The following is an 11,576-nucleotide window of genomic DNA, read 5'->3' as shown; positions in this document are numbered from 1 at the left end:
CATGCATTGCCGGCTGCTCGGCCGCCCTGGGCGCTTTCGCGCGCTGCAGCGTTTCCTGGACTACGTGCAGTCGCACGACAAGGTCTGGATCGCGCGCCGGATCGATATCGCGCGGCACTGGATCGAGACGCATCCCTATCCGGGATCGGTACGTGCGCCGATGGCGACGGCCGTACAGGGCGATCTGTCGCTGGCACTCTGAAGGGGCGGTGCGGATGGCTGGATGGCACGCGGCGCGGACGACTGGATGGCACGCTGTTGCGCGGATGGCTCGACGGCACGCTGCGCGCATCGTCGCGGTGCCGGGCCCGATCCTTCCATCGGCGCGCGCGCCCGGCGACGTTTCGGACCGGTGCCGCGCGCTTTGTGTACGATATGCGGATCGTTCGTCGCCAATCGCGGTGACAAAGTGCACCGCGCATCGTCACAATGTCTTCTCTTCGCAAGCCGACCGGCGGCAAGACCGCTGCCGCCTCGGCGCCCACGCCGGCCGGGCGCAAGACGGCCGCCGGCAAACCCGCCGCCCGCCGGACGTCCGCCCGCGGCGCTGCCTCGCCAGCTGAGGACGCCCACACCATGAACGCCGCCGAGGCCGCTGCCGCCAATGCCGCCGACAGCCCGGAGAACGGCACCGCCGAGGCCTCGGCCACCGAGGCGATCTATCTGAGCCTGCTGTCCGCCATCATGGAACACCGGCTGCTGGCCGGCACCAAGCTGGTCGAGGAGCGGCTGTGCGAGGTCACCGGGGCCAGCCGCGCCCGCATCCGCCAGGTGTTCGCCCGGCTCGCGCACGAGAAGCTGGTCACGCTGGTGCCGAACCGCGGCGCCTTTATCGCCAGCCCGACGGTCGAGGAAGCGCACCAGGTCTTCCAGACGCGCCAGGTCATCGAGCCGGAGCTGGCCGCCACGCTGGCGCGCCACGCGACGCCGGCCAAGGTCCGCAGCCTGCAGCGGCACGTGCAGGAAGAAGACGCGGCGCGCGCGCGCGGCGACCGCGCCGCGGTGATCCGGCTATCGGGGGAATTCCATATCCTGCTGGCGGAAATGGCGGGCAACGCCATCCTGGAGAAGGTCATCCGCGAGATGGTCTCGCTGACCTGCCTGATCATCACGCTGTATGACCGGCCCGGCGCGCCGGCCTGCCCGGAGCACGAGCACCGCGAGCTGATCGCGGCGATCGAGAAGCGCGACGAGGGCGCGGCGCGCGCGGTGATGCGCGAGCATCTGGAGCACATCGAAGGGTCGCTGGACCTCACCGTGACCGAGGTCGGGGCGCCGGACTTCTACAGCATCTTCAACAAGGGCTGAGCCGGGCAGTACCGAGCACTGAGGACCGAGGACTCAGGACCGACTGAGGGTTCGGGACTGAGGACACGGGACCAGAGGACTCCGGACCCATGTCCTGGGGGTCGATCGAGGCGCTCAGGACAGCAGCTGCTTCATGTCCTTGACGATCGGCTCGGTGCCCTGGCCGTGGCGAATGAACAGCCGCAGCCGCCCTTCCGGATCGAACACATAGCTGCCGGCGGAATGGTCGACCGTGTAGTTGCCGGGCGAACTGCCCGGCACCTTGGCGTAGAACACCTTGAAGTCCTTGGTGAGCTGGCGCAGCGCCGCCTCGTCGGCGGGCCGCATGCCGAGGAAGCGCGGATCGAAGGCCGGCACGTACTGGGCCAGCAGCGCCTGCGTGTCCCGCTCCGGGTCGACGGTGATGAACAGCACCTGCACGCGATCGGCGTCGGGGCCGAGCTGCTCCATCACCGTCTTCCACTCGACCATCGTGGTCGGGCATACGTCCGGGCAATGGGTGTAGCCGAAGAACATCACCACCGCCTTGCCCTTGAAGTCCGCCAGCGTGCGCTGCTTGCCGGTGTGGTCGGTCAGCTTGAAGTCCTTGCCGAATTCGCTGCCGCCGGTCACGTCGATATTCTGAAAGGTCGGCTTCTGCTGGCCGCAGGCGGCCAGGCCCAGCGCCAGCAGCGCGACCAGCAGAAAGCGCCGCAGCTTGGCCAGGAAGGGGAAGACGGACGAGGAAAACGAGGCGGTGCGCATGGTATCGGTTCGATTGGGCTTGTCCGGGGACATGTCGGCCGCTTGTCGGCGGCTTTGTTGGCGGCTTTGTTGGCGGCTTTGTTGGCGGCGTGTTCGCGTCTTGTTCGCGCTTGTCCGCGTGTGCCGGGCCTGAGGTGGCGCGGCAGGCGCGCCACCAGCAGCGGCTAGTATCGCCGATCGCGGCGCACCGGGCGTTGGCCGCGACATCTTGTCGCGGCCGGGCCGCCATCACGGCTGCGGCACGAACTTGAAGTAGTGGTCGATCAGCAGCGCGGCGAACAGCAGCGACAGATAGAGGATCGAGAAACGGAAGGTGCGCTGCGCCAGCGCATCCGAATATTGCCGGTACAGCTTCCACGCGTAGGCCAGGAAGACGCCGCCCAGCACCAGCGCCGCCGCCAGATAGATGTAGCCGCTCATGCCATAGACGAAGGGCAGCAGCGTGGCCGCGATCATCACCAGCGTGTACAGCAGGATATGCAGCAGCGTGAAGCGCTCGCCATGCGTGATCGGCAGCATCGGCAGGCCCGACTTCGCATAGTCGGCGCGGCGGTACAGCGCCAGCGCCCAGAAGTGCGGCGGGGTCCAGGTGAAGATGATCAGCACCAGGAACCAGGCCTCGGCCGGCACGTCTCCGGCCACGGCGGCCCAGCCCAGCGCGGGCGGCATCGCGCCCGACAGGCCGCCGATCACGATGTTCTGCGGCGTGGCCGGCTTGAGCAGGATCGTGTAGACCACCGCGTAGCCGACAAAGGTGGCAAAGGTCAGCCACATCGTCAGGTCGTTGGTGAACACGTGCAGCAGCCACATGCCGGCGCCGCCCAGCACCAGCGAGAACACCAGGATCTGGCTGGTGCCGATTTCGCCGGTCGCCGACGGGCGCCACGCGGTGCGGCGCATCAGCGCGTCCACCTTCTGCTCGACCAGGCAGTTGATCGCGAAGGCGCCCGCGGCCAGCAGCCAGATGCCGGCGGCGCCCCCGATCAGCACGCGCCACGGCACCATGCCGGGCGTGGCGAGGAACATGCCGATGATGGCGCAGAAGACCGCCAGCTGCGTCACGCGCGGCTTGGTCAGCGCGGCGTACTGGCGGGCGAGGTGGCGCAGCCGGCTGGGCGGTTGCTGGGTCTGGGTAGCGGTGGTGGCCACGGGAGCTGTCTTGTCTTTCATGAGGCGCGCGCCGTGTCGGCCGGGCGGTTTGCGCCGGCGGCATCGGGAGCCGGGGCGTCAGGGGCGGCAGCGGGGGCGCGATCGAATGAACCGGGGGCCGCGGCGGTGGCGGCACGGGTCGCGAGCCCTATATTGTAATTGAGCCTGACCAACAGCATCAGCAGCACCGCCGCGCCGCCATTGTGGGCGACTGCCGGCAAAAGCGGCCAATCCAGCACGATGTTCGACAAACCCGTCGCCAACTGCAGCACCAGCACCGCCAGCAGCCAGTGCGAGGCCCGCGCCAGCGGCGCAAAGCGGCGCGTGCGCAGCGCGAACCAGGCCAGATAGCCCAGCACAACGACCGCAAAGCCGCGGTGCACCCAGTGGATCGCCACCAGGGCCGAATGCGGGATGTAATCGCCGTCGGCCGTCATGCCAAGCTGCCGCCACAGCGTGAAGCCGTGGCGGAAATCCATCTCCGGAATCCATTGCCCGTTGCACAGCGGGAAGTCGGTGCACGCCAGCACCGCGTAATTGGTGCTGACCCAGCCGCCGAGGAAGATCTGGATCACCAGCAGCGCCAGCGCGATCCGCCCGGGCCAGCGCAGGCCGGCCGCGGCCGGCGCGATCGTGCGCGGCGGGTCGCTGCGCGATCCCAGCCAGATCAGCGCCGCCAGCAGCGCCATGCCCAGCAGCAGATGGGTGACCACGATGATCGGCTGCAGCTTCATCGTGACCGTGAAGGCGCCGAACGCGCCCTGCACGCAGACCAGCAGCAGCACGCCGGTGGCGAACCAGGGCGACTGCTTCAGTTCGCGGCGCTTGCTCCAGGCCAGCACCACCAGCGCAATGATCAACACGCCGACCGCCATGGCGAAGTAGCGGTGCAGCATCTCGATCCAGGCCTTGGCCCAGGTCACCGGCCCGCTCGGCAACGCGGTTTCCGCCGCGCGAATGTGCTCGACGGCGGCATACGGGTTCGAATGGCCGTAGCAGCCGGGCCAGTCGGGGCAGCCCAGCCCCGAGTCGGTCAGCCGGGTGAAGCTGCCGAACATGATCAGGTCCAGCGTCAGGAAGGCGGTGATCCAGACCAGCTTGCGGTATTTGTCGCGGCTGCCGCGGGCCAGCACGTAGCTGAGCGGCAGCAGCGCCAGCAGCAGGCCGATCAGGGCGAGTTGAGTCAGCATGGGCCCTCCATCAGCCGATGCGGTTGTACTTGAGCAGGCGGCTGAGGTCCGAATGCACTTTCTTCGGGTCCGGGTCCTTCGGGAACCGCATCATCAGATTGCCGAGCGGATCGACCAGATACAGTGTCGCCTCGACGGCCTCGCCGTCCGCCGGCGGCAGCCAGCCGCGGATCTGCTCGCGGTCCATGCGCAGGAAGCGCACGCCGGCATAGGGCTCGTTGTAGGCCGCCGTCAGGCGCGGATCGATCGGACCGTCGTCGCTGACCAGCCAGACCGGCACGATGCGCTCGCGCTCCTTGCCCTGGCCGGCCCGGATCTGCCGGATCGTGAACAGCCGCTTCGCGCAGGCCTCGTCGCAGGCAGCGCTGTCGGTCGACACCAGCAGCCATTTGCCCTTGAAGTCCTGCAGCGGCACCGCCTGGCCGCGTTCGTCGGTCACGCGCACGGCCGGCGCCGGGCGCTGCGGCTCGATCAGCGTGCCGTAGTTGGTCTGCCCGCCGGCCGGCCGGAACACGTAGTAGGTCAGATACGAGGCGATGACCGGCGAGGCGCAGACCAGCAGCAGCAACAGCATCTGGATCCGGCCGCGGCGCGTGCGGGCATCGATGCGCGGATCGCTGCGGGAGTCTTGCGGCGCGGCCGGCTTGGCCGTGGCGGGATCGGAAGGCATGGATAGTCGTTGGAGTGATTAATCGTCGTGGCGGGCACCGCCCGCGGGGGCCGCGACCGTGGCCCCGCCGGCATCCGCCGGCATGGCGAGCCGCCGGGCACGCCGCCAGGTCAGCGCCAGCAGCAATACCAGCGTCAGCGCGGCCAGACCATACCACTGAAAGGCATAGCCGTAGTGGCGCTCGACGCCGAGGTCGGCGCTCGCCCAGTCGCGCGCCAGGCCATCGCCGGTGTCGCTGCGCTGCTGCAGCACGAAGGGCTGCAGGGGCGTACCCAGTTCGGCGGCGAAGGCGTCCAGGTCCAGGTTCTGCCGGATGCGTTCGCCGCGCTGGGCATCGGCGCCGCCGAGCTGATAGACCCTGGGCACATCGGCCAGTGCCACGCCCTGCAGCGTCACCGTGCCCTCGGGCGTCGGAAACGGCGCGATGCGGGTGCGATCCTGCGCGTCGCGCGGCAGCCAGCCGCGCAGCACCAGCACGGCGCGGGGGGCCTCAGTGCCGGTGCCGGTGCCGGCATGCGTGCCGTTGGGGCCCGCGGCATCGTCGGGCCGCAGCGGTGTCAGCACCAGGAAACCGGAGCGGCTGTCCTGCCCGTTGCCGTGCGGACGGTTTTCCAGCAGCACGGTGTGGGCCGGGTCGAACCGGCCGCGCACGACCACCTTGCGCGAGACCAGATCAGACGCGGGCACCGGCGGCGGCGCCGTGCCGATCCGCAGCGGCGGCGCCTCGGCCAGCGCGCGCAGCCGCTCGGCGCGGGCGATCTTGTCGTGGGCCCGGCCCAGCTGCCAGTTGCCGAGCGCACAGGTCACCGCGATGACGACCAGCGCCGCCACCGTCGGCACCGGGCTCAGGGCGCGCAGCAGCTTCATCGCTGGAGCGGCGCGAGCTGCTGGATGGGCCGCAGCGGCGGGAACAGCCGGAACGGCGGAAACGGCCGCGGGAACGCGGTGCGATAATGACGCACCCTTGTCCCGACCGCCGCCATGCGCATCGTCATCGTCATTGCCTTCATCCTGATCGTCTCCAGCCTGGCCTCCGCCCTGTTCTTCATGATGCGCGACCGCGGCAAGTCGAGCGCGCATATGGTCCGTTCGCTGACGGTTCGTGTCGGCCTGTCGATCGCGCTGTTCCTGTTCATCCTGTTCTCGTACTGGATGGGATGGATCGAAAGCACGGGCATCCGCACGGGGCCGTAGCACCGGGCACCTTCGACAGCCGGACAAAAAGCAAGCGCCGCAGGGATGGGATTCCTGCGGCGCTTGCTTTTTGGACTGGCAGGCAACGCACGGCGATGTCCGCATTCTAAAGGATCGGGTCGGCGCCGCCTGAATCGAAACGGCCCCGGCAAATGAAACGGGGGCGCGATGCGCCCCCGTTTTCCGTTCCTTCGAGCCGGTGCCTGCTTACAGCCAGTACACCACGACGTAGAGGAACAGCCAGACCACGTCGACGAAGTGCCAGTACCAGGCGGCGCCTTCGAAGGCGAAGTGGTGGTCCGGCGTGAAATGGCCCTTGAGCACGCGGATCAGCACCACCGTCAGCATGATGGCGCCCATCGTCACGTGGAAGCCGTGGAAGCCGGTCAGCAGGAAGAAGGTCGAGCCGTAGATGCCCGAGGTCAGCTTCAGGTTCAGGTCGCTGTAGGCGTGCATGTATTCATAGACCTGGAAGCCCATGAAGACCGCGCCCAGCAGGATGGTCAGCACCAGGCCCTGCACCACCTGGCTGCGCTTGCCGGCCAGCAGCGCGTGGTGCGCCCAGGTCAGCGTGACGCCCGACATCAGCAGCAGCGCCGTGTTGATGGTCGGGATCGGCCACGGGCCCATCGCCTCGTACGGCTCGACGGTGCCGGCCGGACCTGCGTTCGGCCACACCGCGGCGAAATCGGGCCACAGGATCTTGTTGTTCAGGTCGCCCAGCCACGGCATCGTGTAGACGCGGGCGTAGAACAGCGCGCCGAAGAAGGCGCCGAAGAACATCACCTCGGAGAAGATGAACCAGCCCATCGACCAGCGGTACGAGATGTCGATGCGGCGGCCGTACATGCCCCCTTCCGACTCGCCGATCGCGTCGCCGAACCAGCTCTTGAGCACGAACAGGAACCACAGGATGCCCAGCACGCAGACATAGGGCGCCCACGGCTGGCCGTTGACCCACCCGGCCGCCCCGGCGGCGGTCAGCAGCAGCCCCAGGGCCGCCGTGACCGGATGGCGCGACGGGCCCGGTACGAAGTAGTACGGAGCGTTTGCGCGATTCGCACTCATTCTGTTTTCTCCAGCTCAGATCTCTGATTCATCGTTATACGCCGGCTGCCCGAGGGCGGACGACGCTCTGTCTTCTGTCTTGTGTTGCCTGTTCGGCCGACCTGCCATTGCTGCCTGCTGCCGCACGGCGTTCCTTGCCGACCTGTCCGCCCGGCTATCCGCCCACCTATCCACCCACCACCAGGCGGACGATGCCGATCAGCACCACCACCAGGATCACGGCACCGAGTACGCCGGCGACGATCACATGGATCGGGTTCAGGTTCGCCATGTCGCGATCGTGTTCCGCGCCCTTGCGCAGGCCGATGAACGACCAGAACACCGCACGCAGCGTCTGCCAGAACGACATCTTGCGTTTGACCGCGTCCTTCAGTTCGTCCATGGCAACCCTCCTCTACTGCGTCAGCTGCCGGCGCTGGCCGGCGGCTGGTCGAGATGGCCCTGCGGCGCGGGCGCCATCGGCGTGCCGATCTCGAAGAATGTGTACGACAAGGTGATGTTCTCGACGTCCTTGGGCAAGTCCGGGTCGATCACGAACACCACCGGCATCTCGCGCGATTCCTTCGCCTTCAGCGTCTGCTGCTGGAAGCAGAAGCACTCGAGCTTCTTGAAATACTGGGTGGCCTGCTTCGGCGCGTAGCTCGGAATGGCCTGCGCCGAGATATCGCGGGTCTGCCCGTTGGCGACCTCGTAGACGATGGTCGCCATCTCGCCGGGATGGACCTGCATGCTGCTCTTGACCGGACGGAACGCGAAGGGGCCGCGGGCGTTGGAATCGAACTCCACCGTGATCGTGCGGGTGGTGTCGACCTGCGTGTTCTGGCTGACCTTGCCGGCGCTGGCGCCGTAGAGCTCGCGCGTGGTGACGACGTTGATGCCGGTGATCTCGCAGATCTTCTTGTACAGCGGCACCAGCGCATAGCCGAAGGCGAACATCACGCCCACGATCACCAGAAGCCGCAGCATCATGCCGCGGTTGTAGCGCTTGTCCTCAACGTCGCCGGTCGGAACCGGCTGCTTCGTGCTCATCTCGTTACCTTGCAGCGGGGCTCAGCCACTTCAGCCCGTTCAGCCAAGCCACGTCATCTTGGCGAAGAAACCCAAAAAGAAGACCAGCACGATCGACAGCAGGATCAGGCCGAGACGGCGATTGGCGGCCTTGCGTTCGGTCGGCGATGGGCTTTCGTTTGGATGCTGCATCGAATTCTCGGGTAGGTGGTGGCCGGTGATGGCCGGTGCAGGCCGGAGCTTGCCGGTGCGGCCCGGCACCGCGGGGCGGGGCGGCGGACCCTGCGGCCCGCCGCCCCGCCTCGTCGGATGCCGTTACCGGACCTGCGGCGGCACCTCGAAGGTGTGGAACGGCGCCGGCGACGGCACGGTCCACTCCAGGCCTTCGGCGCCTTCCCACGGCTTGTCGGTGGCCACTTCGCCTCCGCGGTACGACGGCAGCACCACGAAGAAGAAGAAATACACCTGCATCAGGCCGAAGCCCAGCGCGCCCAGCGACGAGATCGCGTTGAAGTCCGCGAACTGGATCGCGTAGTCCGCATAGCGGCGCGGCATGCCCGCCAGCCCGAGGAAGTGCATCGGGAAGAAGGCGATGTTGAAGAAGATGATCGAACCCCAGAAGTGGACCTTGCCGCGGGCCTCGTTGTACATGAACCCGCTCCACTTCGGACCCCAGTAGTAGAAGCCCGCGAACAGCGCGAACAGCGAGCCCGCCACCAGCACATAGTGGAAGTGCGCCACGATGAAGTAGGTGTCCTGGATCTGGATGTCGATCGGTGCCACCGCCGGGATCAGGCCGGTGAAGCCGCCGATGGTGAACACGAAGATGAAGCCGATCGCGAACAGCATCGGGGTCTCGAAGGTCATCGAGCCCTTCCACATGGTGGCGATCCAGTTGAAGATCTTCACGGCCGTCGGCACCGCGATCAGCATCGTCGCGTACATGAAGAACAGCTGGCCGGTCACCGGCATGCCGGTGGTGAACATGTGGTGCGCCCAGACGATGAACGACAGGATCGCGATCGAGGCGGTCGCGTAGACCATCGAGCTGTAGCCGAACAGGCGCTTGCGCGAGAAGGCCGGCACCACCTGCGAGATGATCCCGAATGCCGGCAGGATCATGATGTAGACCTCGGGGTGGCCGAAGAACCAGAAGATATGCTGGTACATCACCGGGTCGCCGCCGCCGGCCGCCGAGAAGAAGCTGGTGCCGAAGTGGCGGTCGGTCAGGACCATGGTGATGGCGCCCGCCAGCACCGGCATCACGGCGATCAGCAGGTAGGCGGTGATCAGCCAGGTCCAGCAGAACATCGGCATCTTCATCAGCGTCATGCCCGGCGCGCGCATGTTCAGGATGGTGACGATGATGTTGATCGAACCCATGATCGAGGACGCGCCCATGATGTGCATGGCGAAGATCGCCATGTCCATGCCCGGGCCCATCTGCACCGACAGCGGCGCGTACAGCGTCCAGCCTGCGGCGGTGGCGCCGCCCGGCACGAAGAACGACAGCGCCAGCAGCAGCGCGGCGGGCGGCATCAGCCAGAAGCTGAAGTTGTTCATCCGCGCGAACGCCATGTCGGAGGCGCCGATCTGCAGCGGGATCATCCAGTTCGCGAAGCCGACGAAGGCCGGCATGATGGCGCCGAACACCATCACCAGGCCGTGCATCGTGGTGAACTGGTTGAACAGTTCGGGGCGGAAGAACTGCAGGCCCGGCTCGAACAGCTCCAGGCGGATCAGCAGCGCGAGCACGCCGCCCGAGATCAGCATCGTGAAGGAGAACAGCAGGTACAGCGTGCCGATGTCCTTGTGGTTGGTGGCAAACAGCCAGCGGCGCCAGCCATGCGGATGATCGTGGTGTTCGTCATGCGCGTGGTCGTGCGGATGGGCGAGTGCGTCCGGGGTAGCAGTACTCATCGCGAAAACTCCTGAAATCCTGTTCTAACGTCCACGCGCTCAGCTCGCGGCGCCCTGGGCGCCCGCGCTGGCTTGCTCTGCGGCGGGCTTGGCGTCCGCCGGTGCGCCCTGCGCCGACTTGGCGCCGCCGCCCTCGGGGAACTTGCCTGCACGCGCATTGACGAAGTCCGCCGGCTGGATGACCTCGCCGGTCTTGTTGCTCCAGACGTTGCGGGTGTAGGTCATCACCGCGGCGAGCTCGGTATCGGACAGCTGCTTCCACGACGGCATGCCGCCCTTGCCCTCGAGCAGGATGTGCATCTGGTCGGCCTGCGGGCCGTTGACCACCTTCGAGCCGTCCAGCGCCGGGAAGGCGCCGGCGCCCTTGCCGTTGGGCTGGTGGCAGACCGCGCAGTTGGCGGCGTAGACCTTCTCGCCGCGCACCTTCAGCTCGTCCAGGGTCCAGGTCTTGTTGGGATCGTCGGCCGCGGCGGCCATCGCCTTCTTCTTCTCCTCGACCCACTTGGTGTACTCGGCGTCGGTCACCACGCGCACCACGATCGGCATGAAGGCGTGTTCCTTGCCGCACAGCTCGGCGCACTGGCCGCGGTAGACGCCGGTCTTCTCGGCGCGGAACCAGGTGTCGCGCACGAAGCCGGGAATCGCATCCTGCTTGACGCCGAAGGCCGGGATCATCCAGGCGTGGATCACGTCGTTGGCGGTCGTGACGATGCGGATCTTCTTGTTGACCGGCACCACCATCTCGTTGTCCACCTCCATCAGGTAGGTGTTCGACTTGGGCGCCTCGTTGTTGATCTGCTCGCGCGGGGTGGTCAGGGTGGACACGAAGGAGATGCCCTCGCCCTCACCCTTCAGATAGTCGTAGCCCCACTTCCACTGGTAGCCGGTGGCCTTGATCGTGATGTCGGAGTTGGTGGTGTCCTTCATCGCCACCACGGTCTTGGTCGCGGGCAGCGCCATGCCGATCACGATCAGGAACGGGATGATGGTCCAGACGACTTCGACAGTGATGCTTTCGTGGAAGGAGGCCGGCTTCGAGCCCTTGGCCTTGCGGTGCGTGAAGATGGAATAGAACATCACGCTGAACACCGCGATGAAGATCACCGTGCAGATGATCAGCATCATCCAGTTCAGCCAGTGAATCTGCTCGGCGATCTTGGTGACCGGCTCGGTCAGGTTCAGCTGGCGCACGGCGGGACCGCCCGGCATGTCTTCGACAGCGAGGGCTGCCTGGCTGGCGAGCAGGGACGCGCCTGCCAGACACGCTGCGGATGCCTTCTTCCACATTTTCATTTGTTGTCTCTACCCAAATTACAGATTCGAAT

General features: G+C 67.0%; 13 protein-coding genes and 1 pseudogene. 3 read left to right on the top strand and 11 right to left on the bottom strand.

Annotated features, from left to right (window positions below; translation table 11 throughout):
• Positions 1 to 202: pseudogene (locus K7G19_RS16390) on the top strand (hypothetical protein); the annotation flags it as partial.
• Positions 203 to 429: 227 nt separating this feature from the next.
• Positions 430 to 1,308, top strand: a complete 879-nt coding sequence (locus K7G19_RS16385; protein WP_053821014.1) for a GntR family transcriptional regulator — start codon at positions 430 to 432, stop codon at positions 1,306 to 1,308.
• Positions 1,309 to 1,422: 114 nt separating this feature from the next.
• On the opposite strand, the gene K7G19_RS16380 is transcribed toward K7G19_RS16385, so the two are convergent.
• From K7G19_RS16380 to K7G19_RS16360, 5 genes are all read right to left on the bottom strand, one after another.
• Positions 1,423 to 2,052, bottom strand: coding sequence for an SCO family protein (locus tag K7G19_RS16380; RefSeq protein ID WP_149317583.1), 630 nt, complete (start codon positions 2,050 to 2,052; stop codon positions 1,423 to 1,425).
• A gap of 228 nt (positions 2,053 to 2,280) precedes the next feature.
• Positions 2,281 to 3,222 carry a heme o synthase gene (locus K7G19_RS16375; protein WP_226108147.1) on the bottom strand — a complete coding sequence of 314 codons (942 nt, stop codon included), beginning with the start codon at positions 3,220 to 3,222 and terminating at the stop codon, positions 2,281 to 2,283.
• Positions 3,219 to 4,391 (bottom strand): heme A synthase, encoded by a 1,173-nt coding sequence (locus K7G19_RS16370; RefSeq protein WP_149317130.1) that lies wholly within the window; start codon positions 4,389 to 4,391, stop codon positions 3,219 to 3,221. Before K7G19_RS16370 ends, K7G19_RS16375 begins: the two co-directional genes overlap by 4 nt.
• 10 nt (positions 4,392 to 4,401) lie before the next feature.
• Complete coding sequence (locus tag K7G19_RS16365) at positions 4,402 to 5,061, bottom strand: cytochrome C oxidase subunit I (RefSeq protein WP_226108145.1); 660 nt, start codon at positions 5,059 to 5,061, stop codon at positions 4,402 to 4,404.
• An 18-nt stretch (positions 5,062 to 5,079) separates the two neighbouring features.
• On the bottom strand, positions 5,080 to 5,928 hold the full coding sequence (locus K7G19_RS16360; protein ID WP_226108143.1) for an SURF1 family protein: 849 nt from the start codon (positions 5,926 to 5,928) through the stop codon (positions 5,080 to 5,082).
• 114 nt (positions 5,929 to 6,042) lie between these two features.
• Here K7G19_RS16360 and K7G19_RS16355 point away from each other — a divergent pair, with 114 nt between their 5' ends.
• Entirely contained in the window at positions 6,043 to 6,255 is a 213-nt protein-coding gene (locus tag K7G19_RS16355) for a twin transmembrane helix small protein (protein WP_006577163.1), read from the top strand.
• Between the two features lie 207 nt (positions 6,256 to 6,462).
• Here the strand turns inward: K7G19_RS16355 and K7G19_RS16350 are convergent, their stop codons facing one another.
• The 6 genes from K7G19_RS16350 to coxB form a co-directional block, all read right to left on the bottom strand.
• A complete protein-coding gene (locus tag K7G19_RS16350) occupies positions 6,463 to 7,323 on the bottom strand; it encodes a cytochrome c oxidase subunit 3 (RefSeq protein ID WP_149317133.1) in 861 nt (286 codons plus the stop codon).
• Positions 7,324 to 7,489: 166 nt separating this feature from the next.
• On the bottom strand, positions 7,490 to 7,705 hold the full coding sequence (locus tag K7G19_RS16345; protein ID WP_149317134.1) for a DUF2970 domain-containing protein: 216 nt from the start codon (positions 7,703 to 7,705) through the stop codon (positions 7,490 to 7,492).
• Between the two features lie 20 nt (positions 7,706 to 7,725).
• Positions 7,726 to 8,352, bottom strand: coding sequence for a cytochrome c oxidase assembly protein (locus K7G19_RS16340; RefSeq protein ID WP_226108141.1), 627 nt, complete (start codon positions 8,350 to 8,352; stop codon positions 7,726 to 7,728).
• Positions 8,353 to 8,391: 39 nt separating this feature from the next.
• Entirely contained in the window at positions 8,392 to 8,523 is a 132-nt protein-coding gene (locus tag K7G19_RS16335) for a cytochrome oxidase small assembly protein (RefSeq protein WP_226108139.1), read from the bottom strand.
• Positions 8,524 to 8,646: 123 nt separating this feature from the next.
• The gene (ctaD, locus tag K7G19_RS16330; RefSeq protein WP_226108137.1) at positions 8,647 to 10,251 is read right to left on the bottom strand and encodes a cytochrome c oxidase subunit I; all 1,605 of its coding nucleotides are present in this window, start codon (positions 10,249 to 10,251) and stop codon (positions 8,647 to 8,649) included.
• Positions 10,252 to 10,290: 39 nt separating this feature from the next.
• On the bottom strand, positions 10,291 to 11,544 hold the full coding sequence (gene coxB / locus K7G19_RS16325) for a cytochrome c oxidase subunit II (protein WP_149317137.1): 1,254 nt from the start codon (positions 11,542 to 11,544) through the stop codon (positions 10,291 to 10,293).
• Positions 11,545 to 11,576 lie beyond the last annotated feature (32 nt).

Origin of the sequence: Cupriavidus sp. DB3, from assembly GCF_020418465.1 — a bacterium.
Lineage (GTDB): Bacteria > Pseudomonadota > Gammaproteobacteria > Burkholderiales > Burkholderiaceae > Cupriavidus > Cupriavidus cauae.
Note: the sequence above shows the minus strand (reverse complement) of the source record. Positions and strands in the feature narration are given on the sequence as shown.

Excerpts from the sequence above, each read along its gene's own strand:
- K7G19_RS16385 (WP_053821014.1), top strand. The coding sequence starts at position 430 with ATGTCTTCTCTTCGCAAGCCGACCGGCGGCAAGACCGCTGCCGCCTCG.
- K7G19_RS16380 (WP_149317583.1), bottom strand. The coding sequence starts at position 2,052 with ATGCGCACCGCCTCGTTTTCCTCGTCCGTCTTCCCCTTCCTGGCCAAG.
- K7G19_RS16375 (WP_226108147.1), bottom strand. The coding sequence starts at position 3,222 with ATGAAAGACAAGACAGCTCCCGTGGCCACCACCGCTACCCAGACCCAG.
- K7G19_RS16370 (WP_149317130.1), bottom strand. The coding sequence starts at position 4,391 with ATGCTGACTCAACTCGCCCTGATCGGCCTGCTGCTGGCGCTGCTGCCG.
- K7G19_RS16365 (WP_226108145.1), bottom strand. The coding sequence starts at position 5,061 with ATGCCTTCCGATCCCGCCACGGCCAAGCCGGCCGCGCCGCAAGACTCC.
- K7G19_RS16360 (WP_226108143.1), bottom strand. The coding sequence starts at position 5,928 with ATGAAGCTGCTGCGCGCCCTGAGCCCGGTGCCGACGGTGGCGGCGCTG.
- K7G19_RS16355 (WP_006577163.1), top strand. The coding sequence starts at position 6,043 with ATGCGCATCGTCATCGTCATTGCCTTCATCCTGATCGTCTCCAGCCTG.
- K7G19_RS16350 (WP_149317133.1), bottom strand. The coding sequence starts at position 7,323 with ATGAGTGCGAATCGCGCAAACGCTCCGTACTACTTCGTACCGGGCCCG.
- K7G19_RS16345 (WP_149317134.1), bottom strand. The coding sequence starts at position 7,705 with ATGGACGAACTGAAGGACGCGGTCAAACGCAAGATGTCGTTCTGGCAG.
- K7G19_RS16340 (WP_226108141.1), bottom strand. The coding sequence starts at position 8,352 with ATGAGCACGAAGCAGCCGGTTCCGACCGGCGACGTTGAGGACAAGCGC.
- K7G19_RS16335 (WP_226108139.1), bottom strand. The coding sequence starts at position 8,523 with ATGCAGCATCCAAACGAAAGCCCATCGCCGACCGAACGCAAGGCCGCC.
- ctaD (WP_226108137.1), bottom strand. The coding sequence starts at position 10,251 with ATGAGTACTGCTACCCCGGACGCACTCGCCCATCCGCACGACCACGCG.
- coxB (WP_149317137.1), bottom strand. The coding sequence starts at position 11,544 with ATGAAAATGTGGAAGAAGGCATCCGCAGCGTGTCTGGCAGGCGCGTCC.